Source organism: Kitasatospora sp. NPDC022856, assembly GCF_055561235.1.
The window spans coordinates 112,645-136,961 of sequence record NZ_JBVHHE010000018.1; the positions used below are offsets into that span (position 1 = coordinate 112,645).

Below are 24,317 nucleotides of genomic sequence, written 5' to 3' on the forward strand. Positions count from 1 at the left end.
GACGGGCGGTAGTCGTTCTCGGGACAGCCACTCGGTCGGCCGCCGATCGCGGATCCGCCCAGGCCGGCGGGCACGCCGCAGGCGGCTCCGGAGGACCCTTCGAATCCACGGCACGACCCCGGCTACGACGCCCGGTCGTAGCGAGGGGGTCTTGGCGACGGCCAATCCCGTCTGGCAACAATGGCTCAGTCGTCAGCCGCTCCGGCACCTGTCCCGCCGGAGCACGGCTCACTGCCGAGTCACGCCCCGCGACCGTATCGGCCCCTGTCCGGCCAACGGTCGAGGCGGGGCGTGACACCGGCCCAACCCGATTGAGGTCTTCTCCTTCATGCCCGCTTTCAAGCTCCGTATGCGTACTTCCGCCGCTCTTCTCGCCGGCGCCGCCGGTCTGACCGCCCTGGGCGCCGGCCTGGTGCCCGCCACCGCCTCGGCCGCGACCGTGTCCCCCCAGGCCCTCGCCGCCCAGATCGTGCCGGCCGGCCAGCTCGCGTCGTTCAGCCAGATCATCAGCCACGAGTCCAGCTGGAACGTGACCGCGACCAACCCCAGCTCGGGCGCGTACGGCCTGGCCCAGGCGCTGCCGGGCTCGAAGATGGCCTCCGCCGGTGCGGACTGGAAGACCAACCCGAAGACCCAGATCAAGTGGGCGCTGGACTACATGAACTCCCGCTACGGCAGCCCGAACGCCGCCTGGTCGTTCTGGCAGACCCACCACTGGTACTAAGCCGAACTCTTCCGAGCCACCGGGCCGGCCGGCCGATCGATCGCCGGTGCTCCGCCGGAGCTCCGGCTGCCGCAGCCAGACCACTGTCCCCCCTCACCCCGGGGATCGGACAGGGATCACCGGGGTGACCGAGAGGGCCCGTGCACGCGCGATCCGCGTGCGCGGGCCCTCTCGCCCGTCTCCGGGCCCGGGCCGGCGCGCTCCCCCGGACCCGACCGGGCCGGGCGAACCTGAGCGGGCCGGGCGGACCGGTACCGGGCGGCGAAGGGTGTCAGTCGCCGTCCACGCCCACCAGGCCGAGCAGTTCGCGCATCCGGCGGTACTTGGCGGCCAGCCGTTCGGCCGTCGGCGCGTCCAGGGTGGCCAGCCGGGCCGGACTCGAGTTGTGGGCCAGGTCGGCCCGCTTGACCAGGAGCGCGCCGGGGGTCGCCAGGATGCGGGCCGTGTACTCCTCCACCGGCTCGCCGGGGCGCTTGGTGAGGGCGTCCACGATCGCCTTGGTGTCCTCGGACAGGGTCGCGGAGGCCAGCCACTCGCGGGTCAGCACCTCGTCCTCGATCGCGTCGTGCAGCCAGCCCGCCGCGATCTGCTCCTCGCTGCCGCCGCGTTCCGCCACACCGTGCGCCACCGCGGCGAGGTGCTCGCTGTAGGGGTGACCGTTCTTGTCGACCTGCCCGTCATGGGCACGCCGCGCGATCGTCTCGACCTCGACCAGGCTCAGGTTCTCCACCGGGCCATGGTAGGCCGCGAGCCCCCGCGGGGTGCCCGGCCGACTCGGCCGGGAGGGCGTCTGGTTGACTGCGGCGGTGCCGGGAGACCCCCGCGACCCGCCCACCGGACACGGCCGGACACCCCGGACCAACCCCGGACCACCCCGAGGAGCCATGCCCAGTCTGCACCCGTTGCTCTCCGGCTTCGCCCCGATCTGGGCCCTCATCGGGATCGGCTACCTGGTCGGCCGCAGCGGACTGCTCGGGCCGCACGCCGACGCGGTGCTGAGCCGGTTCAGCTTCCATCTGGCCATGCCCGCGGCCCTGTTCCTGGTGATCGCCCGGACGCCGCTGAACCGGTTCGCCAACCCGTCGATGCTGGCCTTCGCCGCCGGGACGGCGCTCGCCGCCGGTCTCGGCCTGCTGGCCGCCCACCGGTTCTTCGGCCGGGGGCTCGCCTCGGGCACGATCGGCGGGATGGCCTCCGGCTACGTCAACTCCGCCAACCTCGGCATTCCGGTGGCCCTCCAGGTGCTCGGCGACGCCTCCTTCGTCGGACCGGTGGTGCTGTTCCAGACCCTGCTGGTCACCCCGATCGTGCTGACCGTGCTGGACACCGGCCGCGCCGGCCGCCGGGCCGCGCTCACCCTGCCGGTGCGCAACCCCATCCTGCTGGCGGTCGCGCTCGGCGCCGCGGTCTCGGCGACCGGCTGGCACCCGCCCGCCGAGCTGGCCCGCTCCTGCGAACTGCTCGGCGGCGCGGGCGTACCGGCCGCGCTGGTGGCCCTCGGCATGTCGCTGCACGGCCGCCCGGCGACCGCCGCGGACACCGGTACCGGCGCCGGCACCGTTCCTGGTGCCGGTGCTGACATCGGTGCGGGCCCCGGCAGCGGCGCGGGCCCCGGCAACCGCCGGTACGCGGAGGTCGGGGTGACGGTGGTGCTCAAGACGCTGATCCAGCCACTGGCGGCGTTCGCAGTCGGGGCCGGCCTGCTCCACCTGCCGCCCCACCAACTGCTCACCGTGGTGCTGTTCTCCGCCCTGCCGACCGCGCAGAACGTGTTCGTCTACGCCGCCCAGTACGGGCACAGCACCGCGCTCGCGCGGCGCTCGATCCTCTGCTCCACCGTGGTCTCGATGGCGACGCTGTCACTCGTCAGCTGGACGCTCGGACCCGGCTGAGCCGTACGGGCCGGCGGCACGTCGGACCGGCGCGCGACGGCGGGTCGGCCCGGCCGACGAAGCGGGCGATGAAGTGGGCATGGAAGTGGGCGACGTGGGTGAAGCGTGGGGAATTCGTGGAGCCCGACGGGGGCGGGATCCGGTGCCCGCCGGTACGCCGCCGGTGGGGAGCCGTCAAGAACCCGCCCGACCTGTACAAGACGCGTGCGACCGGGCGGAAAGCATCGCCTCCCGGGCGGCGCGGTGGAATGCTGGCGAGCATGACTGAAGCCAACCGTCCACCCATGGTCAAGCGTCAGTGCCCCGCCGTCGTCACGCTCCCGCAGTCCGATGTGGATCACTTCAACAGCCTGCCGCACGCCGCCTTCATGATGGAGCAACACCTCCGCTGCGAGCTCGTCGCCGGGCACGAGAGCACCCACTGCGCCCTCGTCCAGGGCGTCGGCAACGACCTGCACTGGGCCTCCTGGCCCGTGTACACGGTCGAGTTGGCGCCGCGCTGCCCGGCCGAGGCCGGGCTGAAGGGGCCGGAGCACGTCAGGGAACCCGACTTCTGCCTGCTCCGCGAGGGCCACCCCGGGGACCACTTCGGCGAGACCTGGTTCTGATCCCCCGGCGCCCCCGGGGGGTGCCCCGCGTCACCGGCCCCGGACGACGATCGCCTCGCGTCCGCGGTCCGGTCACTCCTCCCGGGCCGCGGCCACCACCTCGGTCATGGCCAGCAGGAACCGCCGGGCCGTCGCCAGCTCCGCGGGGTCGAACCGGCCCATGGCGGCCACCAGATCGGCGATCAGCCCGCCGAAGAAGCCCTGCCCGAGCTCCACCGCCCGCTCCTCGACCACCAGCCGGACGCGTCGGCGGTCCCCGGGGTCGCGCTCGCGGCGGATCAGGCCGAGCCGCTCCAGCCGGTCGACCAGGCCGGTGGTGCCCGCCGAGTTCAGCCGCAGGGCCTCGCCGAGCCGGCCCGGCGTCACCACCGTCCCGGCCCGGGCGGCGTCCAGCAGGTGGATCAACGCGCGCAGGTCGGTCGGGTGCAGGCCGTGGCGGACGGCGAACTCCGCTCCGAACAGGTCCAGTTCGACGGTCAGGCCGCGCAGCAGATGGACCAGCCGCATCGGCTCCTCGGGTTCGTCCACCTCGTTCTCCTTCCGCTCCAGGTGCGGTGGCACTATTCTCTCGCTCAGCGAGATTATTGTTCAGCGAGTAATTTTGCCACCCGCCGGAGGACAGCAGAATGTCAGCACACGCCTCACGCTCCTCACGAGCCTCACGAACCCCGCAGGGCACCCGGACCACCGGCGTGGGCGGCGCCGACGATCCGCTCGATGCGTTCCTCGCCGCCTACGACGCCGTGCTGGCCCGCTGGCCCGTCCCCGTCGAGCCGCTCACCGTCCGGACGCCGCACGGCACCACCCGCGTCAACGCCTGCGGCCCCCGCGACGGGCGGCCGCTGGTCCTGCTCCACGGCGGCGGCGCGACCTCCACCGGCTGGCTCGCCGTGGTGGAGGCGCTCACCTGCGCCGGGCACCGCGTCCTCGCCGTCGACCTGATCGGCGACCCGGGGCGCAGCGTCCACGACGGCGCCCCGCTCGGCGGTGTGCCCGGCCTGCTGGGCTGGCTGGACGCCGTGCTCGACCGGCTCGACGTGCCCGAGGCCGACTTCTGCGGTCACTCGTACGGCGGGTGGATCGCCCTGGAGTACGCCCTGCACGCCCCCGCCCGGGTCGGCCGGCTCGCCCTGCTGGATCCGACCCAGTGCTTCGCCGGCTTCCGCGCCGGCTACCTGCTGCGCGCGCTGCCGCTCTTCCTGCCGCCCCGCTCGGCCGGCCGGGCCCGCGCCTACCTGGACTGGGAGAGCGGCGGCAGCGGCCTGGACGCCGGCTGGCGCGAACTCTACGCCCTCGGCCACGCCGGGTTCCCGGCCTCCCGGGTGGTCACCGGACCTCGCCCGACGCGTGAACGACTGGCCGCCCTCGGGGCGCCGGCCCTGGTCCTGCTCGCCGAACGCAGCCGTACCCACGACGCGCGCCGCGTGGCCGCGTCGGCCCGCCAGGCCCTGCCCGGCGCCACGGTCGCCGTGCTGCCCGAGGTCTCCCACCACACCCTGCTCACGGCCCGGCCCACCGAACTCACCGACCGGCTCACGTCATTCCTGTCCGGCGGCGTGTGACCGGCTTCGAACCGGAGGGCGGCGGGGCCCAGTAGCTCACGGACCGTCCGAGCGGAACGGCCCGCGGCGCCGGCCCCACCGCCATCCACCCCGTGGGTCCCGGGCGGCGCGCACCGGCCGGCCCGGGTGCGCGGGTCAGGTCGACCGGCCGGACGGCGGGTCAGCGGACGGTTCAGTAGATCAGGTAGCCCGGCCGGTGGCCCTCGTCCTCGATCTCGCCGGTCGCCTGGGCCCGTAGCTTGCGGGACAGCGCCTCCAGGGCGCGGGAGGCGGCGACCTCCTCACCGATCCGGGCGAGCGGGCGGTCCTCCGCGCTCTTGAGCGACTCTCCGTGGGCGCTGAGGCCCGGTGCCCTGGCACCGGTCAGCCTCGCGTCGCATCCCGTGTGCACGCCGTCTTCCTCGAAGCTCAGCTCCACATCCCACTGGTTGTGCATGCCACACCTCCTGGCGCCTGCCCCCGTCGCGCCCACTCGGGCCGGCACGGTTGCGGACCCGTGGCGGCTGCTCACACCAGCGTGCGCCCCCGGCGCCCGGGGCGGCAAGCGCGGCCCCGGACGCCGGGGCCGGCAGCGGAAGCAGCCGTCCGGCCCAGGCCGGCCCGCGTCCCGGCGGTCGGGTCAACGCCCCGGCGGTACGCTGGCGGAAACGTGCCGCGACCGCCGTCGAACCACGGATCGCCGGTCCGGCGCGGGCAGCGACGTTCGGGTGGTCCCTTCGTGGTGGTCTTCCTCCTCGCACTGAGCGCCGCCTGCTGCCTGGGGCTCGGATTCGTCCTCCAGCAGCACGCGGCACAGCGTGCCCCGCGTGCCGACCTGCTGCGCTGGCGGCTGCTGCTGGACCTGCTGCGGATGCCCGAATGGCTGCTCGGCACCGGGTTCATGGTCAGCGGTCTGATCCTCTCCGCACTCGCCCTCAACCAGGGCGAGGTCTCGCTGGTCGAGCCGCTGCTCGCCACCAATCTCCTGTTCGCGATGGCGCTGTCCCGGGTGCTGACCCGGCAGAGCCTCGGCCGGTCCGGCTGGGCCGGCGTGCTGCTGCTCGCACTCGGTGTGACGGCGTTCATCGTGGCCGGCCGCCCCACCGGGGGCGGCGAACCGGCCGGGGAGCTGCGTCACTGGGTGGTGGTCGGCACCGTGGTCGGCCTGACGCTGCTGCTGGTCTCCACGGCCCGCCGGATGCCGCTGTTCGAGGAGGCCACCCTGCTCGCCCTCGCCGCCGGCCTGCTCTACGGCCTCCAGGACGCGCTCACCCGTACGACGACCCTGCGGCTGGACCACGACGGGCTGGACGCGGTGCTGCGCAGCTGGCAGCCGTACGCGGTGGTGGCGGCGGGGGTGGTCGGACTGCTGCTGGTGCAGAGCGCGTTCGAGGCCGCCCCGCTGCGGATGTCGCTGCCCGCGCTGACGGCGGCCCAGCCGATCACCGGGATCGCCTGCGCGGTGGGCTTCCTCGGCGACCGCCTACGGGTCACCCCCGGTGCCCTGGCCTGGCAGGCCGCGGGACTGGTGGCGGTCGTCATCGGGGTGATCGTGATCGGGCGCCACCCGGCCATGCCCGGCAGCGGCCGCCGGGCGGTCCCGCGCGCCGCCGAAGCCGCCGACCGCCCGGACGGCGGCGGCTCGCCGGACGGCCCGGACGGCGCGGACTCCCCGACCGGCCCGGACGGCCCGGGCCCCACCGACCCCACCGACCCCACCGGCTCCCGGTAGCCGGCCCGGCCAAGGAACGGCGGCGACCCATGTGCTGGAGCGCGCAGGCGGACCTCGTCGCCGGTTGGGTGGTGTCGGGCATCGGCGTCCTCTGCCTGGTCCGGACCCACCGCGCCGGACGCCCCGAGCGGCTGCCCCTCGCGGCCCTCCCGCTCGTCCTCGGCGTGCACCAGCTGATCGAGGCCGCGGTCTGGCACGGCGCCGAGGGCGGCCTCCCCGCCGGTCCGGCCGGGTGGGCCCGGACCGCGTGGGCCGTGATCGCGTTACCGCTGCTGCCCGTCCTGGTCCCGGTGGGGGTGTGGACCGCCACCCGCGACCGGGCCCGCCGGCGCCCGCTGCTGGGCTTCGTCCTGCTCGGCCTGCTGGTCGCGGTCCCGCTCGCGCTCGCCGTCGCGACCCGCCCGGTGACGGCCACCGCGCACGGCCACACCCTCGGCTACGCCGTCGGCATCCCGCACGCGGCGCTCCTGCTGACCGGCTACCTGGTGGCGACCGTCGGCCCGCTGCTCCTCAGCGGCGACCGCCTGCTGCGCCGGCTCGGCCTGCTCACCGGGGCGGGCGCCGTCCTCTGCGCGCTGCTCTGGCGGCTGGCCTTCGTCTCCACCTGGTGCGCCCTGGCGGCCCTGGCCAGCCTGCTACTCCTGCACTGGACGGCCCGCCCGCCCCGGGACGCGGCCCCGGCCGGCGACCCGGCGGCGCTCTGACACCACCCGTCGGCCGTGGCCCCGGGCCCGCCCGCCCCGGGGCTCACAGCAGCGCCTCCGGCGGCATCCGGTGGACGCCCGGGAGCCGGGTGTCGAGCTCGCCGGGCTCGAAGCGGCACATCCCGACCGCGTGCCAGAACTCGCCCACGACGTCGCCCTCGTACTTGTACGCGCCGGACGGCAGCAGCGCCGCCCAGCCGTCCGGTGCCCCGAGCAGGGTCGCCCGGGCCGTGGGCGCGCCGTCGGCGGGGACGTCCCAGAGCCGCACCGTGCCGTCCTCACCGCCGCTGGCCAGCAGCGATCCGTCCGGGCTGAAGGTCACCGCCAGGATCCGGCCGGTGTGCCCGCGCAGCCGTCCGAGGTCCTGCCCGGTGCGGGGGTCCCAGAGCCGGACCACCCGGTCGTCCCCCGCCGTGGCGAGCAGCGACCGCCGGGGGTGCACCGACGCCGTCCAGAGCCGGCCGGCGTGGCCGGTCAGCCGGTGCCTGATCCCGCCGTCCGCCCAGACCACGGCGTCGCCGTCCCACGAGGCGCTGGCCAGCCAGGAGCCGTCGGCGCCGAACGCGACGCCGTACACCCGGTCACCGTGCCCGTCGTGCCGGGCCTCGATCCGGCCGGCCTCGATGTCCCAGATCCGGACGCTGCTGTCGTCGCAGCCGGTGGCCAGCCGGCGCCCGTCCGCGCTGAACGCGATCGAGCGGACCCGGCCCCGGTGCTCGCGCAGCGTGGCGACGTGGGCGCCGGTGCTGCGGTACCAGATGCGGACGGTGTCGTCGTCGTTGGCGGTGGCCACGAAGACTCCGTCGGCGCTGAACGCCTCCGCCCAGACGTGCTCCGTCTCGACGTCCATCTCCCGCAGGTACTCACCGGTCAGCGCGTTCCACAGGTAGAGGTCGCCGTCGTTGCTGGCGGTGGCCAGCACCGGCCCCTGCGGGCTGAACTGCGCCGAGACCAGCCGGCTGCTGCGCCCCGAGAGCTCCCTGACCCGGCGGCCCGTGGCGGGCTCCCAGAGCCGGACCACGCCGTCGTTGCCACCGGCCGCCAGCACGCCGGCGTCCCCGCTGAAGGAGAGCGAGCCGATCCGGCGCCCGTGGCCGCGCAGCAGTTGGCGGCTGCGGCCGGAGGCCGGGTCCCAGAGCCGGACGGCGCCGTCGTTGCCGCCGGTCACCAGCAGCGTGTCGGCCTCCGCCCCGCCCGGTCCGGCGCCGGGGCGGAACCGGCAGGCCCAGACCGAGCCCCGGTGCTCGGGCGGCTGGCGGCGCGGGGCCACCACCTCGCGCCCGCCCGGGGCGGGCGGCCCGACCCGCCACACCCGGACCACGCCGTCGCTGTCCCCGGCGGCGAGCCGGCCGCCGCCGTCGTCGAAGTCGACCTGGTAGACCGAGCCGGTGGAGCCCTCCAGCCGGCCGGCCGCCGTCCCGTCCTGCGGGTTCCAGAGCCGGATCTGACCGGCCGTGTCGCCGCTGGCGAGGAGGTCCCCGTCGGGGTGGAAGGCCAGCGTGTAGACCCGGCCGCAGTGCCCCTCGAAGGTGTGCAGCAGGCGTCGCCCCGCGACGTCCCAGACCCGGACGGCGCCGCCCGGGGCGTCCGGGGCCGCGTCCGCGGCGCCCCGGACGGCCGCGCCGTCCGCACCGGCGTCGCCGGTGGCCAGCAGCGTCCCGTCCGGGCTGAACCGGGCCCGGAAGACCGTCCCGCGGTGCCCCGGGAGCTCGGCGACCCGCTGCCCGGTCGCGGTGTCCCACAGCCGGGCCCCACCGAGCCGGTCACCGGTCACCAGCAGGGCGCCGTCCGGGCTGAAGACCGCGGTGTAGACGGGTGCGGCGTGGCCGGTCAGCCGGCGCAGCAGCCCGCCCGTCGCGGTGTCCCAGAGGGTGACCGTCCCGTCGGCGTCACCGGTGGCGAGCAACGCCCCCGTCGACTCCAGCGAGACCGGCCAGACCCCGCCCGGGTGGACGTCGAGGCGGTGCAGGCACTCCCCGGAGACCTGGTCCCAGAGCCGGACGGTGCCGTCGGCGCTGCCGGTGGCCAGCACGCTCCCGGCGAACTTCACCGCGTAGACCCGGTCGATGTGGTCCTTGAGGGTGCGCAGGGCGACTCCGGTGAGCGCGTCGCAGACCAGCACGCTGCCGTCGGCGCTGCCGACCGCGAGCAGCTGGCCGTCGGCGCTGAAGGCGACCGGTTCGGGAAGCCGGGCGGTGCGCACGCCGAACCCGTACGGCACGCCGACCTCCGAGGGCCGGAAGCCGGCCTCGACGGGCAGGCCCGGTGCGATGGCCGCGGCACGCAGTTCGGGGGCGGCCAGCACCTCGTCGTCGGTGACGGCGGAGATCAGGGCCGCCCGCTGCCAGCGGCTGCCCCGCAGCCGGGCGCCGCGCAGATCGGTGCCGATCAGCCGGGCACCGCGGAGGTCCGCGCCGGAGAGGTCGGCGCCGGAGAGGTCGGCCGCGTCGAGCCGGGCGCCGGCCAGCCGGGCACCGCGCAGCGAGGCCCCGGCCAGGTTGGCGCCGAGCAGCCGGGCGTCGGTGAGGTCGGCCTGGCCGAGGTCGACGCCGGAGAGGTCCCGGTGGGAGAGGTCCTCGCCGGCCAGCGCGGCGCCGCGCAGGTCGGTGTGGGCGGGCACCCTCAGCCGGGCCAGCACCGTGACGGCGTTGAGCCGCGCGGTCTCGTCCGCCTCGCCGGCCCCGTCCAGGACGTCGTGGGCCCACTGCTGGCAGAGCTGGTGGTCGGCGAGGTCGCAGAGGAACTCGACCGCCAGCCGGCTGAGCGGGCGCCGGGTGAGCAGCTCCGACTCGCCGTTCCCGAGCGAGGCCGCCGCGGCCCGGGCGACCAGCCACTCGACCACGGAACCGTGGATGAACTGGAACACGCCCTCGTCGGACCGGACGAGCAGACTGCCCGATCCCACCGCGTGCGCGAGCTGCGGCGCGGGCAGGTGGCTCCCGGCCAGGCCGGTCAGCGCACCGGAGAGGTCGAGCAGTTCGTCGTACGGCAGGGCGGTGCGGCTGGTCTCCCAGAGCCGGACCGCGAGCGCGGTCACGGCCTCCCAGAGCTGGTCCAGGCCGAGGCCGGGCGCGGCGCCCGGGCCGCCCTGGCCGCGCCGCTCCTCGAACTCCAGCCAGGCGGTGAAGACCTCCTGGTAGAGGCCGGCGGCGCTGAGCGCCCGGCCGGCTCCGGCGACGGCCCGCAGCCGGTCGTGGTCGAGGTCGGCGACGAAGCTCAGCAGCCGGGGGTTGCGGCAGAGCGCGAGCAGGTCGGGGATGGCCTCCAGCAGCCGCAGCCGGCGGTCGGCGGCGGCCTCGTCGCCGTAGCGGTTGGCCAGGTAGCCGCGGATCTGGGCGGTGGTGAAGTCCTGGACGGCGATCAGCCGCCGCTGCGGGAGCAGGCCGACCCGCTCGCCGAGGGCGGTGAGCACCTGTTCCTGGGAGCTGAAGTGCTGGGTGCGGCTGCTCACCACGATCTTGGCGTTGTCCACGGCGGCGTCCAGCAGCACCTGGAGGTGGTCGGCGGCGCGCTCGTAGCTGACCCGGTTCAGCAGTTCGTCGAAACCGTCGAACAGGAGGACCACGCGCCCCTGCCGGAGCATGTAGCGAAAGGCCCGCAGGTCGAGGGTGTCGACGCCGTGGGCGGTCAGGTGGGCCGCCACCAGGCCGTCGAAGGAGTGCGCCTTGTCCAGTGCGCTGAGGTCGATGAACAGCGGCGTCAGGTGCGGGAGTTCGACCGGGATGCGGCGGGCCAGCTCGCGCAGGGCGAAGGTCTTGCCGTGCCCGAAGTCGCCCAGCAGCAGCAGGAACCGGCCGTGGTCGGAGTCCAGCAGCCGGAGCATCTCGTCGACCAGGCCCTCGCGTTCCTCCCCGCCGGGGCGCTCGGCGTCCCGGTAGCGCTGCGGCAGGTAGAGGCCTGGCTGGTACTGGCTGTCGGCGGCCAGCCGCTCGCTCTGCGCGGCGACATGGTCGCGGAGGTCGAGCAGGCCCTGGAACTCGATGAAACTGCGCAGCCGGACGCCGCGCCGCCGGGCCCGGTCGCGCAACTCGCGCGGCGGGGGCGGGCCGTCGTGGACCAGCTCGGCGTCCGGGGCGCTGCCGGCGGCGTGCACCTCGTCGACGAAGCGGTCGACCTCCTCGGTGGTCGGGGTGTACACGCAGACCGCGACCCGCTGCTGGCGGACGAATCCCGACTCGTTCCAGGTGACGAAGAGCTGGGGCGGCGAGCCGGCGACCGAGCGGATCTGGGCGCCCTGGTGCCGGGTGCGGCAGACCTCGGCGACCCGGGCCAGCAGGGTGTCGAGCGGGGAGGGCAGTTCCCTGGTCTCCCGCTCGGCGGCGGGCACCGGGGCGGGGCCCGCCGCGGGCGGGGCGTCGGGCGCGGCCCGGTCGGGCGGCGGGGGGAACGCGCGGTGCGCCCGGTGCCAGCCGACCGCCGACCGCCGGGGCCCGGCGCCCGGGGCTGTGCCCGCCCCCGGGGCGGCGCCGGGGCTCGGGCTGGGCCAGTGGGTGAGCCCCTCGCGGGTGAGCTGCAGCAGCTGGTGCGCGCCCGGGGCGGTGGCACCGAGGACCCTGAGCTCCCCGGCGGAGGTGGGCAGGTCCTGGAGCGCGGCACGGCCGTCGGCCGGCCCGTGCAGCAGCAGGTGCAGCCGGGGCGCGGTCAGCCGGGTGAAGCGGTCGACGTCCCGGAGCGGCTCGGCGTCCTGGCCCGCCCGGGCCGACCGGGCGCCCGCCGGCCGGGGCGTGACGGGGTGCCGGACGGCGCCGATCCGCAGCCAGCCGTCGTTCTCGTACGGGCGCAGCGCCTGGGCGAACCAGGCGGCCTGCTCGGGGCCGAGCCAGCCGTACCGGTCGTCGGGCCGGTGGCTGTGGGCCATCGAGGAGTTCAGGCCCGCGACGACCGTCCCGAGCTCGGGCACCGGGAACAGCGTCCAGGGCTGGTCGCTGTCGAAGACCACGTTCAGCCCCTGGTAGAACTCCTGGAACAGCCGGGCGTAGTGGCGCCACTTGGGCCAGTACGGCGGGGTGGGCCGCAGTTCGTCCGCCTCGCAGGTGGCGAAGTAGGCGCGGGAGGCCGCCTGGCTGACGTCCTGACCGCCGGGGACGATCGCCACCCGGTGCGGCTCCAGCCCGAGCAGGGAGCGCATGCCGGTCAGGAAGGCGAGGGCCTGCTCGCACTCCCGGGGGCTGCCGGACGCGGTGAGGTCCCCGGTGACGACGACCAGTTCGGGTGCCGGGGCCCCGGCGTCGGCGAGCTCGACGAGGTCCCCCCAGACGGCGGCCTGGAGCTCCGCGGGATCGGTGCCCCGGCCGAAGGACGGGCCCGCCAGGTGCAGCACCGTGACCGACTCCCGCCCGCCCGGGTGGCCCGCCGCAGGCGGGTACTCCGGCCGCACGGAGGGCCTGCGCCGGCCGGACCGCCCGGTGCCGCCGACCGGCCGCAGCGCCTGCGGGGCCGGCTCCCCGTCCTCCTGCGCCCGGGCGGCGGGCGGCGCGCCCGCGGCGCCGCCCGGATAGCCCGGCCGCAGCTCCGGCCGGGCCCGGCCGTCCATCGCCTGGGCGACCCTGGCGAGCAGCAGGTGGCGGGCCAGCGCGGGGTCGGTGACGGTGGCTAGGTCGATGTAGGTCAGGGTGGCGAGCAGGCCGTCCACCGGGATGTCCTCGATCCGGACGGTCAGCAGCCTGCGCTCCGGGGCGTCGGGGTCGGCGCGCAGGGCCGCCTGCCACTCCATCCGGCCGTAGCGCGAGCGCTCGTAGTGGCGCGAGAGCAGCGCGATGACCGCGGCGGACTCGGTGACACCCCGGTCCATGAAGTCGACGAAGTTGGTCCCCGGGACGAAGTCCCACGCCTGGAGGAAGGCTCGGTAGCCCGCGTCCTCCAGCGTCCAGGCGATCCAGGCCGCCCACCGTTCGTCGGCGGGCGAGTAGCTGATGAAGAAGTCGATCGGCCCGGGGCCGCCCGGGTTCACGTCATAAGCCCCCATGGGGCCAGCTTATGGCCGATCGCCGACGAGCGACCCCGGTTCGGACCCGCACTCGACCAACCACCGCTCGTATGCGACCCTGACCACCGTGCTTGCCTACTGGCCCAACGTCAAGCGGCTCCATCCTCTCGACTGGGTGGCTGCTGCGCTGCTCGCCTGCGGGCTGCTCCTCCTCGCCACCGGACTGCTACCGACGGACTCCGCCGGGGCCGCGATCTCCCGGATCGCACCCCTGCTCGCCTTCCTCGGGACCGTCATCGTGCTCGCCGAACTCACCAGCACCGCAGAGGTGTTCGACGTGCTGGCGGCCGGGGTGGCCCGGACCGCCCGGGGCAGCTACGCGGCGCTGTTCGTGCTCTGCGTGGCGCTGGCCGCCGTCACCACGATCACCCTCAACCTGGACACCACGGCCGTCCTGCTGACCCCGGTGATGCTGGCGCTCGCCTCGCGGGTGGGCATCGCGCCGCTCCCGCTGGCGATGACCACGGTCTGGCTGGCCAACACCGCGAGCCTGCTGCTCCCGGTGTCCAACCTGACCAACCTGCTGGCCGCCGAGCGGGTCGCGCTCTCCCCGACCGGCCTGGCCCGGGTGATGTGGGCGCCGCAACTGGCCGCCGGCCTGATGACCATGGCCTGCCTCTGGTGGTTCTACTGGCGGCGCGACCGGCGCGGCGCGAACGACTACGACCCGCCGCCGGCCCACCGGCCGGCCGACCGGGTGCTGTTCAGGATCTGCGCACTGACCTGCGCCGGGTTCCTGCTGACCAGCCTGCTGGCCGACCTCCCGCTCTGGGTCGCCTCGGGGGTGGCGGCGCTGGTGGTGGTCGTGGCGTTCGCCGTGCGGCGGCCCGAGGCGCTGCGGGCCTCGCTGATCCCGTGGCGGCTGCTGGTGATGGTGCCGGGGATGTTCCTGGTGGTGCAGACCTTCGACGCGCACGGGCTGCACCGGGTGCTCGCCGCGGCGATCGGGACGGACGGCGGGGTGCTCGGGATGTTCCGCGCCTCGGCGGTGGGCGCGGGGCTGTCGAACCTGCTCAACAACCTGCCCGTGTACCTGGCCGGCGAAGCCGCCGTACCGGCCGGCAACCACCAGCAGCTGCTCTCCCTGCTGATCGGCACCAACATCGGCCCGCTGATCACACCCTGGGCCTCGCTCGCCACCCTGCTCTGGTACGAGCGGTGCCGGTCGGCCGGGCTGCGGGTACCGCTGCGCAGCGTCGCGGCGACCAGCGCCGTCCTGGCCGTCAGCGCTGTGGCGCTGGCCACCGCGGCCCTGACCCTGACGTCGTGACGGCGTAGCGGCGTAGCGGCGTAGCGGCGTGACGACGGTGGCCGGAGGTGGCCGGAGGTGGCCCGGATGTGGCCCGGAGGTGCACGGGGCGGGGAGACTCGACTCCGCTGCCCGTTGCCTCAGCCGTGCCCGGCGGCCGAGGCGGCCCGGGCCACCAGGTCCAGCAGATAGGGCAGCGCCTCCGGTCGGCCCGCGACGAAGCTCCGCGCGGTGTCCGGCCGGCCGATCCGCCCGCTGAACCGGCCGCCGTCCAACCCGCGGACCACCACACCCGCCTCCGCCGCGAGCAGGTACCCGGCCGGCAGGTCGATCTCCTCCGGCAGATAGCCGACGAAGCCGTCGATGTCGCCCCGGGCCAGCATCGACCAGGCCAGCAGCGGCGCCCACAGCTGCAGCAGCCGCTGGGAGCCGGCCTCCAGCTCCGACTTCAGCGCCCGGAGCAGCCGGTCGTCGGTCGCGATGCCGTGCCCCTGGGTCCAGGCGAGCACCGGCCGGGCCGCGGCGACCGCACGCGCCGAACGGGCCGCACCCGCCGTACCGCAGAGCCGTCCCCGCGGGCCGAAGGCACCGGCACCGTGGACGGCCCACCACGTCCGGCCGATCACGGGGTCGTGCACGACCCCCACGACCGGCTCCTCGTCCACGCAGAGCGCGATGCCGACCACATAGGCCGGCAGCCCGATCACCACGTTGTTGCTGCCGTCGAGCGGATCCACCAGCCAGGTGCGGCCCGACCCCGCACCGCCGGCACCGCCCGCTGTCGCACCGCCCTCCTCGGCGACGATCCGGTCGCCCGGGAAGCACTCCGCGAGCCGGCTGGTCACCAGGGCCTCGGCCTGGAGGTCGAGTTCGGTGACCACATCGCCGTCCTCGCCCTTCGTGCAGACCCCGAAGGCGTCCTGGAACCGGGCGCTCAGCAGCGCCCCCGCCTCCTCGGCGGCCCGCACCGCCACACGGCACTCGAACGCGAACGGGAACGCCGGGGCGCCGTCACGCTGCCTGATCGGGTCCACTGATCCTCCTCGCTGCCTCTCCGGCGATCCGAGCCGTCTGGTCGGCGTCGCAGAGCCGGCGCACCACCCGGCGGGCCGGACCGTCGACGGGCCCCAGCACGACGTCCACCGCTCCGGGCACGGACCGCCCCAGCACCACCGTCGCCGCCGACGCGGCCCCGGTGAGGAGGGTGGTGTGGAACTCGCCGGCCGCCAGGGTGTACGTCTCTCCGCGCGCGCTGCGCTGCTCCACCACCGGCTCCCAGCGCACCAGTCGCGGGGTCGGCCGGATCTCGTCCGCACCCGCGCGGCTGTACACCTCGAAGGCGCGGTGCGTCGGCCGCCGCGGCTCGTCCAGCACCCGGACCCTCAGGTTGCCGACCCGCCCGTAGAGCACGCTGCTCTTCAACTCCCAGCTGTGGCAGTGGATCTCCGGCGGAGGCGCGGGCGGGTGCGCCGCCGGTTGCGGGGGCGGGTGTGCCGCCCGGCGCAGACCGGGCGTGACCGGCCCGAAGACGTGCACGCAGACCCCGCACGCGCCCTCCCGCAGGACCGGCAGGCAGTAGAAGCCGAGCGGGTGGGCCACCGCGCGCAGGGGTCTGCTGCCCGAGGCGATCTCCGCCAGGATCCCGCCGACCAGCCCGTCGAGCCCGCCCGGTTCTTCGGGCAGGCCTGGTTCGGACGGCGCGCCCGGGCCACCCCGGCTGTGCTGATCTGCCCGGCTGCCCCGGCGTGCCCAGCCGTCCTGGCCGGCCCAGCCGTCCTGGCCGGCCCAGCCGTCCTGGCCGGCCCAGCCGTCCTGGCCGGCCCGGCTGTCCTGGCCGGCCGGTCTGTCCGGCTCACCCGGTTCGGCCGCCGCCCCGGTCCGCCCGGCGGCCCGGTCGAGTCTCGTGAAGAGGTCCATCGTCTCCCGCCTCCGGCGGCTACCTGCGGTAGGGGTTCTCCGCGTGCAGCGCCCTGTCGATGATGTCGCCGACGTCGCGGTCCGAGAGCGCCGCCGGCAAGGGGATGCCGAGCTGCTCGAAGAGCCGCCGTGCCTCGTCGACGGTGGGGTCCTCGCTGAGCGGCTCGGTGTCCCGCAGGTCGAGCTTGAGCGCCTGCTCCCGGTAGTGGTGCAGCTCGGTGACGTAGTAGTCGTAGAGCGGACGCCCGCGCTCGACGTAGAGGCTGACCCGCCGCGGATCGTCCTGAGTGATGATCAGACAGGACGCGGAGAGGTCGAAGCGCAGCGTCGGGACGACGGACGACAGGTGGACGTCGATCTCCAGGGTGTCGAGCCGCTGCCGGTACCACGAGGCGGCGAGCACGGTGGCGTACGACTCCTTGCGGGTGCGCTCGACGCTCCAGCCGTCCTGCGCGACGGAGTCCCGCCGGCTGCTGAACGTCTCGCGGAACCGCGAATAGGCGGCACAGGCCCGCTCGTCCCCCGGGTGCACGATATCGATCTTGACGGTGAGCGAACGGCGCCTGCGCTGCGCCTCCCGCACGCACTCGGGCAGGGTCACGGCCCGCAGATAGGTACCGGTGCCGCCCTTGAAGACCCACCGGTCGGTGTCCTGCCGGGCTCCCTCCAGGGCCCGTTCGAGATCCATACCGGCCAGCTCACGCACCGAGGTCAGACTGTCCAACGCCTGCCGCGCGCCGACCGTGGCCTCCCGGATGTCGGCGATCCGGCGCTTGCGCTCGGCCAGCGACCCGTAGACCACCGCGGCGAGCACCAGGAGCGTGGCACCCGACACGACGTTGTCACCGAGCACTCCCCCGAACATGTCGAGCAACCCGACGGTCAGCGCGCCGCAGAAGGCGACGACACCGTCCGAGTTCCTGAGCGCCCAGGCGATCGCGCCCTCCAGCCACCGCCCGGACCCCGAGCCCCCGTTCGCCACCCCGCACCCCCGTCCTTCGCCCACCAACATGGTAGGTCAGCAGTCCAGTTGACGCCCAGACAGTTCACTGCCGGAACGGAGCACGAAGGGCGCGCTTCGAGCGTGGAGGGCGCACACCGCGGGCCGTCGCCCCGACCGACCGGCACCCGCCGTCACCGGCCGGAGGCACGAGCCGGAGGCACGAGCGGGCGTCACGAACCGGTAGCACGAGCCGGTGACGCGAACCGGTGACGCGAGCCCGTGGCACGAGCCGACGGCCCGAACCAAGGGCACGACCGCGCGGCACGACCGGCGGCGGCCGCCGGAACCGCTCGGCCGGCCTGCCGTCGGGCCCGCCCGACTCAGCCGTCGGCCTTGGCTCCGGCCACCGAGAGGAGGTGCCGGTCCGCCCCCACTCCCGAATCCGCGGTACCGGGCGGCGACGACACCGGCGGCGCCGACCGTTCGGCCTCGCGGGGGTCGGCCGCCGGCCCGCTACCCCGCAGGCGGTCCATCTCCCGCCACTCGGGCCGCAGGGCCGCCAGCGAGGTGGTGGCGAAGTACAGCCCACCGCCCACCAGCAGCACGGGTATCAGGCCGGACAGGGCGACGGCCGCGCCGGCGAGGAGACCACCGAGGGGGATGCCGGCCCAGGCCAGCGAGTCGCCGAGGGCTCCTACGCGGCCCAGCAGGTGGCGCGGCACCCGCTCGAACGTCACCGCACCGAGGATCGGGTTGAGGAAGCCGGAACCGAAGCCGCCCACCGCGAAGACCGCCAGCACCACACCGATCGGCGCGTCCAGGGCGAGGACCAGGAACCTCGGTGCTCCGCAGAGCAGGAAGCCCGCGAAGAACACCACCCGGCGCGGAAGCCGATGGGCGACGGCCGCCGCTATCAGGCTCCCCGTCACCGCCGCGATCCCCCAGGCGCTGCCGGTCAGCCCGATGGCCGCGGGGCCACCCCCGGACTGCTGCGCCCAGAGCGGTACCAGGACGGTCATGAAGCCCGCGTCCAGCAGGTTGGTCACCGCGATCATGACGATCACGGTGAGCAGCAGCGGCTCGCCGCGCAGGAAGGTGAAGCCCTCCCGGAACATCTGCCAGTAGCCGGCCGGCTCGTCGGCCCGCGTCGGCTGCGCGGACTCGGCGGCCCGCGCGGACTGCGCGGACTCGACGGAATCGGCGGCCCGCGCGGACTTCGCGGTGGCCGGTGCGATGGCACCCCGGCCCATCCCCCGGGGCAGCACCACCAGCACGACCAGCGCACCCAGCCCGAAGGCGACGGCGTTCAGCGTCAGACCGGCCATCGGACCGAGCAGCGCCACCAGCCCGCCGCCCACCGCCGGGCCGATCGTCGAGGCCAGCCGCTCGGTGACCCCGGACAGCCCGGTGGCGCGCTCCAGCGGCACCCGGGCGTGGTCGGCCGCCTCGGGGACCATCACCTCCTTGGCCAAGTCCCCCGGGCCGCGCACCGCGCCGACCGTCGCGACCAGGACCAGCAGCAGCCAGAACGGCAGCAGGCCAAGCCCGTGCAGCAGCGGCACCAGGGCCGCCGCGACGGCACTCACCGTGTCCGTCGTCCAGGAGACGACGCGCGGGCCCAGCCGGTCGATCACCGGGCCCGTGAACGCCTTGACCAGCACGTACGGCGTCATCTCGACGAAGGCCACCACGCCGGTCATGGTGGCGCTGCCGGTGGTGGCGAGGACGAACCAGGGCAGGGCGATGGCCGAGACCCGGGTACCGGTGAGCGAGACGGCCATCGCCGACAGCACGCCGACCAGGGGCCGGAGGCTGCGCGGGGCGGCGACCGCCTCGACGGCGGTGGACCCGGTCATGACCGCCCCCCGGAGTCCTCGACCGAACCCCCGGGCCCGCCCGCCGCAGGCGCCGTCTCCCCGACGCCGCGCCCGGCCCCGTCCTGCTCGGCCCCGCCCTGATCGACGCCGTCCTGTCCGGCGTCGTCCTGGTCGGCGCCCCCTCGGGGCTCGGGCAGCACCTGGAGGACCACCCCGATCCGCTCGGCGCCGGCCGGGGCGTCCGCCGCGTCGAACTGCCGGTAGCGGCCGACGACGGCGGCCAGCTCCTCCGTCATGGCGCGGGCCTCCTCGGGAGTGAGCAGGACCGCCATGTCGCTGAGGTTGAGGATGTGGCGCCAGGCCCGCGGCATGGTCTCGTACCCGTTCAGCGCGCGCTGGGCGAGCAGCGTGTGCGCGGCGACGATGGACCGCAGGTAGCCGAGGGCCGCCTCAGGCTCCTCGTCCGCCAGCTCCATGTCCGACCACACGGTGAGCTGGTGGACCGCCCGCCACCACCGCTCGCGGGCGTTGCCGCGCTCGGAGTCCTCCTCGACGAACCCCGCGGCCGCCAGCTGCCGCAGGTGGTAGCTCGTCGCGCCCGACGTCAACCCCATCTGCTCGGCCAGCCGGGTCGCGGTGGACGGCCCGCCACGGCGCAGCAGCCCGATCAGCTGCACGCGGACAGGATGGGCCAGCGCCCGCAGGCCCTTGGCATCGAGCACGACGTCCCGCTGCGGGTCGGGACTGTGCGGCCACCGCTTCTCTTCGGTCATGGCAGCAGCCTAGAACCGCAAAGACTTCTTCGCAAAGGGTTTTTGCGAAGAAGTCTTTGCGGTTCTCCCGGACGGCCTTCCGGCGCCCCCGCCCAACCGTCACGGCCCGTCCGCGGCGCCCCGTCTCACTCCCGGGCGACCGACAGGGCCAGCACCACGGTGAGGCCGCCGCCCGGAGTCTGCTCCACCGCCAGCCGCCCGCCCGCCGCACGGACCAGGCCGTCCACCGCCGGGCCGGCCGCACCGGCGGAGCGCAGGCCGGCGAGCAGCCACTGCCGGGCCTCCGGCAGCTCGCTCTGCCCGCGGTCCACCACCCTGAGCTCCACCCGGGCCCGGCCCACGCCGGCACCCGCCGCACCCCCGGCCCCCGCCCGCGGGACGTCCCGCACACCGGGGTCCACCGCACCGGCGTCCACCACATCGGCGCGCACCAGCACCCTGGCCCCCCACGGGCTGCGCCTGATCGCGTGATCGACCAACCCCGCCAGCGCCGACTCCAGCCGCCGGGCGTCCGCGACCACCACGGGCAGGCCGGCCGGTATTCGGACCGCCACCTGCCCCGCGCGGCCACCCCCGCGCAGGACCCGCTGGACCACGTCGGCCACCTGGACGTGCGGCGCCCGCGGACCGCACCCCTCCGCCCGGTCCGTCCACCGCAGCCGCTCCAGCTCCGGGCTGCTGAGTTCGCGGGGCCCGGCCATCACCCCGGCCGGCGGCCGCCCGAAGCCGTCGGGTCCGAAGCCCGCCTTCTCCCCGGTACCGTCCTCGCCCGCGCCCGGACCACCGCCCCGGCCGCCCCCGGCGGCGGCGCCGAACGCACCGAACCCGCCGAGCGCCCGGGCGCCCGACGCGACATAGCCCCAGAGCTTCCCGCGTGCCATCGCCCTGCCCCTCGTACCTCACCGATCGTCGCCGCCGGCCGCACGGCGGACCGGAGTCGGCCGCGCTCCGGGTCCTCCGCCAAGCCTGCGCCCGGGCCGCACGGGTGACAATCCGGCTCCCGGGCACGAACCGGGCACAGTACCCCGCCGACCGACCGGGAACTAACCCGTCGACCGACGGGGGTCCGGTCGCCACCGCCCGCATCGGCGCCGCCCGGGCGCACCGGCCCGGCCCGCACGCCCCGACGCGCGCCCGTACGCCCCGAGGCCACCGAGCCGCACCCCCTGCCCGATCGGGCCGCCGAACCTAGACTGACCCCATGACCCGGCTCAACGACCAGGTCCAGGAGCTGCTCCAGGAGTACGCCGACCTGATCTCGATCACCGGCGGGGACGCCTTCCGGGCCCGCGCCTACGAGAAGGCCGCCCGTGCGGTGGGCGGCCACCCGGAGGACATCGCCGGGCTGGACGCCAAGGGCCTCCAGAAGATCCCCGGCGTCGGGAAGTCCACCGCCGACAAGATCGCCCAGTACCTCGCCACCGGCCGGATGGACGCGCTGGAGACGCTGCGCGCGGCCATCCCGGCCGGGGTCCGCGCCATGACGGCCGTTCCCGGTGTCGGGCCCAAACGCGCGCTCGCCCTCTACCGCGACCTCGACATCGCCTCCGTCGACCAGCTCGCCGAGGCCATCCGCGCGGACCGGCTGAGCGCCGTGGCCGGGTTCGGCGAGCGCAGCGGCGAGCAGATCCTGCGCGGCATCGAGCTGATGCGGCAGGCCGGCGGGCGGACGCTGCTCGACGCGGCCACCGAACAGGCCGAGCAGATCGTCGCCGCGATCACGGCGGTCCCGGGCTGCACCCGCTGCGCGTACGCGGGTTCGCTGCGCCGGATGCGCGAGACGGTCGGCGACATCGACGTGCTCGCCACCGCCGAGGACTCCGCGCCGCTGATGGCCGCGCTCGCCGGACTCCCCTCGGTGGCCGAGGTGATCGCCCGCGGGCCGACCAAGACCTCGGTCCGCACCGCCAAGGGGCTCCAGGTCGACCTGCGGGTGGTGCCGGAGGAGGACTGGGGAGCGGCGCTGGTGTACTTCACCGGCTCCAAGGCGCACAACATCAGGCTCCGCACGATGGCCGTCCGGGCCGGACTCAAGCTCTCCGAGTACGGCCTGTTCGACGCGGAGAGCGGCGACAAGGTGGTCTCGGCGACCGAGGAGGAGGTCTACGCGGCGCTCGGGCTGCCCTGGATCGCGCCACCGATGCGCGAGGACCGCGGCGAGATCGAGGCAGCCCTGGAGGGCGAACTACCGGTGCTGGTCACCGAGGCGGACCTGCGCGGCGACCTGCACACCCACACCGATCTCACCGACGGGCTGGCGAGCCTGGAGGAGATGATCGACACGGCGGCCGCCCGCGGTTACGCGTACTACGCCGTCACCGACCACGCGCCGGACCTGGTGATGCAGCGGATGACGGACGAGAAGATGCTCGCCCAGCGCGAGCGGCTGCGCGAACTGGCCGGCCGGCACCGGCGGATGCGGCTGCTGCACGGCACCGAGCTGAACATCGGCCCGGACGGCGGCGTGGACTGGCCCGCCGAGTTCCTGGCCGGTTTCGACGTCTGCGTCGCCTCCGTCCACTCGCAATTCGGGGCCGACCGCGCCGCCCAGACCCGCCGGCTGATCCGCGCCTGCGAGAACCCGCACGTGCACGTCATCGGCCACCTCACCACCCGGCGGATCGGCCGGCGCGGGCCGATCGACGTCGACCTCGACGCCGTGTTCCGGGCCGCCGCCCGGACCGGCACCGCCATCGAGATCAACAGCTCACCGAACCGCCTCGACCTGCGCGACGAGGACGTGCTGCGGGCGAAGCGCCACGGGGTCCGCTTCTCGATCGACAGCGACGCCCACTCCACCCCGCAGCTGGCGTACCCGAGGTACGGCGTCGGCACCGCGCAGCGGGCCTGGCTGACCGCCGAGGACGTGATCAACACCTGGCCGTGGCAACGCCTGAAGCGGTTCCTGCGCAAGGACGCGCTGCGGTAGCGCACGTCAGCCGCCTCCAGGTGCCCGCCGGGTCGCCGCGGGTGCGCCCGACCCGCTCCGGAGCCGGGTAAATTGCCCCGATTCATGGGGAAAAGCCCTGGCGCCCGGGGCGTGGGAGGCGCATCATGGAGGTGGACCTGCGAGGAGCTGTGGGAGTTCGACCGCAGGAGGCAGTGGCGACAGATCGAGACGGATCAGGGTCTGCCGCTGGTACCTCGGTCGACGATCGAACTATGAGGCCGGAGGACGCGACGTCCGGAGGCCATCCCCCTCCTCGCAGGTTCCGCACGCCCGGCGACCGCAGGTTCGGTACGCCCGGCGGCGGGGGCCAGGGCTCCGGGGCCAGTACTCGGGCGCCCGTGGCGCGGTAGCGTTCATCACCGCCGACACCGGCCACTCGACCGTCCCGGGGCCGACGCCCCCACGGCCCGCCCCGGAGGACCGCCCGATGACCGACGACCGCCCGCCCGCAGGCAGCCCGGGGCTCCGCCGGCCGACCCCGTGCCCGCCGGCCGCCCGGGCGGTCGGCCGATGACCACCAGCACGCCCGACTACCGCCGACTCTCCGCCGTCGGACCGTACTTCGCCCTGGACTCCGGCGCCCCGCCCGCCGAGGCCGCCCCTCCGGGATTCCGCCCGCTGCGCGAGCTGTACGCGCACGGGCCCCGCTCGCCGCTGGCCGAACGGGTCCGGGTGGTGGCCCACCGGCTCGGCACCGCCGAACCCCGGGTGGCGGCCTCGGTCCTGCACCTCGGGCTCGCCGCCCGGTTCTGCTCGGTGGGCCTCGGCGCCGCCGTCCTGCTGGGCACCGTCCCCGCGCTGGAGCCCGACCGCGCCTACGTGCGCATCCCGGAGCAGGGCCCGATCGACCTCTGGACACCGCACGAGGCGACACCGCAGGAAGCGACACCCCACGACGGAACGCCCCACGGCGGGACACCGGACCACCGAGCGCCGCACCACGACGCACCCCACCCCCCACAGCCACCCGCCCCGGCTCCGACCGGCCCCCGCGCGAGCGACGAGCAGCTGGCCGACCGGCTCCACCACGTGCTCGTCCAGGGCCAGTTGACGCTGCTCGCGGCCGCCGTCCGGGCCGCCGTGCCGCTCTCCGGCAGACTGCTCGACGGCAATGCCGCCTCCGCCCTGGCGGGGGCCCTGCGCATGCTCGACGCCCACGCGGCCCCCGGCCGGGCCCGCGCCCTCGTCGCGGCGATCCTCCGCCGGCCACCGCTGGCCGACACCGGCGAGCTGCGCGGCACCGGCTTCCGGCGCACCAGTTGCTGCCTCTACTACCGGGTCCGCCCGGGCACCGGCGTCTGCGGCGACTGCTGCTTCACCAGCCCGCCCGGACCACGCCGCCCCGAAGCACGCCGCCCCTGACACCGCTGCCCCGCCCGAGGCGCAGCGCTGCGGCCCGCGTTCGGCCTGTCCGGGGCCGGGCGCGGGCCGCCGATCCCCACCCGGTGCCGATGCCCGTGGCGGCGGGTGAAGCCTTCCGG

Annotated in this window: 19 protein-coding genes; 9 read left to right on the forward strand and 10 right to left on the reverse strand. The window is 75.5% G+C overall.

Translation table 11 applies throughout. The features are described 5' to 3' along the window. The first annotated feature begins 349 nt into the window (after positions 1-349). Positions 350-724 carry an aggregation-promoting factor C-terminal-like domain-containing protein gene (locus tag ACZ34W_RS23770; RefSeq protein WP_329490926.1) on the forward strand — a complete coding sequence of 125 codons (375 nt, stop codon included), beginning with the start codon at positions 350-352 and terminating at the stop codon, positions 722-724. Between the two features lie 271 nt (positions 725-995). On the opposite strand, the gene ACZ34W_RS23775 is transcribed toward ACZ34W_RS23770, so the two are convergent. After that, positions 996-1,454: an HD domain-containing protein gene (locus tag ACZ34W_RS23775; protein WP_465606838.1), complete on the reverse strand. Its 459-nt coding sequence runs from the start codon at positions 1,452-1,454 to the stop codon at positions 996-998. A 154-nt stretch (positions 1,455-1,608) separates the two neighbouring features. On the opposite strand from ACZ34W_RS23775, the gene ACZ34W_RS23780 reads away from it, so the two are divergent. Continuing rightward, the gene (locus tag ACZ34W_RS23780; RefSeq protein WP_465606840.1) at positions 1,609-2,616 is read left to right on the forward strand and encodes an AEC family transporter; all 1,008 of its coding nucleotides are present in this window, start codon (positions 1,609-1,611) and stop codon (positions 2,614-2,616) included. A 284-nt stretch (positions 2,617-2,900) separates the two neighbouring features. Further along, a complete protein-coding gene (locus ACZ34W_RS23785) occupies positions 2,901-3,224 on the forward strand; it encodes a hypothetical protein (RefSeq protein ID WP_352291740.1) in 324 nt (107 codons plus the stop codon). A gap of 72 nt (positions 3,225-3,296) precedes the next feature. Here the strand turns inward: ACZ34W_RS23785 and ACZ34W_RS23790 are convergent, their stop codons facing one another. Next, complete coding sequence (locus ACZ34W_RS23790) at positions 3,297-3,731, reverse strand: MarR family winged helix-turn-helix transcriptional regulator (protein ID WP_465606926.1); 435 nt, start codon at positions 3,729-3,731, stop codon at positions 3,297-3,299. A gap of 119 nt (positions 3,732-3,850) precedes the next feature. On the opposite strand from ACZ34W_RS23790, the gene ACZ34W_RS23795 reads away from it, so the two are divergent. Beyond that, on the forward strand, positions 3,851-4,786 hold the full coding sequence (locus ACZ34W_RS23795) for an alpha/beta fold hydrolase (RefSeq protein ID WP_465606842.1): 936 nt from the start codon (positions 3,851-3,853) through the stop codon (positions 4,784-4,786). A 172-nt stretch (positions 4,787-4,958) separates the two neighbouring features. Here the strand turns inward: ACZ34W_RS23795 and ACZ34W_RS23800 are convergent, their stop codons facing one another. Then, on the reverse strand, positions 4,959-5,222 hold the full coding sequence (locus ACZ34W_RS23800) for a dsRBD fold-containing protein (protein ID WP_329490920.1): 264 nt from the start codon (positions 5,220-5,222) through the stop codon (positions 4,959-4,961). 282 nt (positions 5,223-5,504) lie between these two features. Here ACZ34W_RS23800 and ACZ34W_RS23805 point away from each other — a divergent pair, with 282 nt between their 5' ends. Together ACZ34W_RS23805 and ACZ34W_RS23810 are read left to right on the forward strand one after the other, a co-directional pair. Beyond that, positions 5,505-6,497, forward strand: a complete 993-nt coding sequence (locus tag ACZ34W_RS23805) for a DMT family transporter (RefSeq protein ID WP_465606844.1) — start codon at positions 5,505-5,507, stop codon at positions 6,495-6,497. A gap of 29 nt (positions 6,498-6,526) precedes the next feature. Then, positions 6,527-7,201: a DUF6629 family protein gene (locus ACZ34W_RS23810; protein WP_465606845.1), complete on the forward strand. Its 675-nt coding sequence runs from the start codon at positions 6,527-6,529 to the stop codon at positions 7,199-7,201. 43 nt (positions 7,202-7,244) lie between these two features. Here ACZ34W_RS23810 and ACZ34W_RS23815 read toward each other — a convergent pair whose 3' ends face one another. Next, positions 7,245-13,166: a WD40 domain-containing protein gene (locus tag ACZ34W_RS23815; RefSeq protein WP_465606847.1), complete on the reverse strand. Its 5,922-nt coding sequence runs from the start codon at positions 13,164-13,166 to the stop codon at positions 7,245-7,247. Between the two features lie 88 nt (positions 13,167-13,254). On the opposite strand from ACZ34W_RS23815, the gene ACZ34W_RS23820 reads away from it, so the two are divergent. Beyond that, entirely contained in the window at positions 13,255-14,457 is a 1,203-nt protein-coding gene (locus tag ACZ34W_RS23820; RefSeq protein ID WP_465606849.1) for an ArsB/NhaD family transporter, read from the forward strand. A 119-nt stretch (positions 14,458-14,576) separates the two neighbouring features. Here ACZ34W_RS23820 and ACZ34W_RS23825 read toward each other — a convergent pair whose 3' ends face one another. From ACZ34W_RS23825 to ACZ34W_RS23850, 6 genes are all read right to left on the reverse strand, one after another. Then, the gene (locus tag ACZ34W_RS23825) at positions 14,577-15,470 is read right to left on the reverse strand and encodes an inositol monophosphatase family protein (RefSeq protein WP_465606851.1); all 894 of its coding nucleotides are present in this window, start codon (positions 15,468-15,470) and stop codon (positions 14,577-14,579) included. Continuing rightward, positions 15,448-16,353, reverse strand: coding sequence for a hypothetical protein (locus tag ACZ34W_RS23830; RefSeq protein ID WP_465606853.1), 906 nt, complete (start codon positions 16,351-16,353; stop codon positions 15,448-15,450). The genes ACZ34W_RS23825 and ACZ34W_RS23830 overlap by 23 nt, the downstream gene beginning before the upstream one ends. Before the next feature lie 19 nt (positions 16,354-16,372). After that, complete coding sequence (locus ACZ34W_RS23835; protein ID WP_465606855.1) at positions 16,373-17,335, reverse strand: hypothetical protein; 963 nt, start codon at positions 17,333-17,335, stop codon at positions 16,373-16,375. A gap of 341 nt (positions 17,336-17,676) precedes the next feature. After that, complete coding sequence (locus tag ACZ34W_RS23840) at positions 17,677-19,152, reverse strand: MFS transporter (protein ID WP_465606857.1); 1,476 nt, start codon at positions 19,150-19,152, stop codon at positions 17,677-17,679. Further along, positions 19,149-19,886, reverse strand: a complete 738-nt coding sequence (locus ACZ34W_RS23845; protein WP_465606859.1) for an ArsR/SmtB family transcription factor — start codon at positions 19,884-19,886, stop codon at positions 19,149-19,151. The genes ACZ34W_RS23840 and ACZ34W_RS23845 overlap by 4 nt, the downstream gene beginning before the upstream one ends. Positions 19,887-20,011: 125 nt before the next feature. Next, positions 20,012-20,767 (reverse strand): histidine kinase, encoded by a 756-nt coding sequence (locus ACZ34W_RS23850; protein ID WP_465606861.1) that lies wholly within the window; start codon positions 20,765-20,767, stop codon positions 20,012-20,014. 320 nt (positions 20,768-21,087) lie between these two features. Here ACZ34W_RS23850 and polX point away from each other — a divergent pair, with 320 nt between their 5' ends. Together polX and ACZ34W_RS23860 are read left to right on the forward strand one after the other, a co-directional pair. Then, on the forward strand, positions 21,088-22,815 hold the full coding sequence (gene polX, locus ACZ34W_RS23855) for a DNA polymerase/3'-5' exonuclease PolX (RefSeq protein WP_465606863.1): 1,728 nt from the start codon (positions 21,088-21,090) through the stop codon (positions 22,813-22,815). Positions 22,816-23,346: 531 nt separating this feature from the next. After that, a complete protein-coding gene (locus tag ACZ34W_RS23860) occupies positions 23,347-24,198 on the forward strand; it encodes a (2Fe-2S)-binding protein (RefSeq protein ID WP_465606865.1) in 852 nt (283 codons plus the stop codon). Positions 24,199-24,317 lie beyond the last annotated feature (119 nt).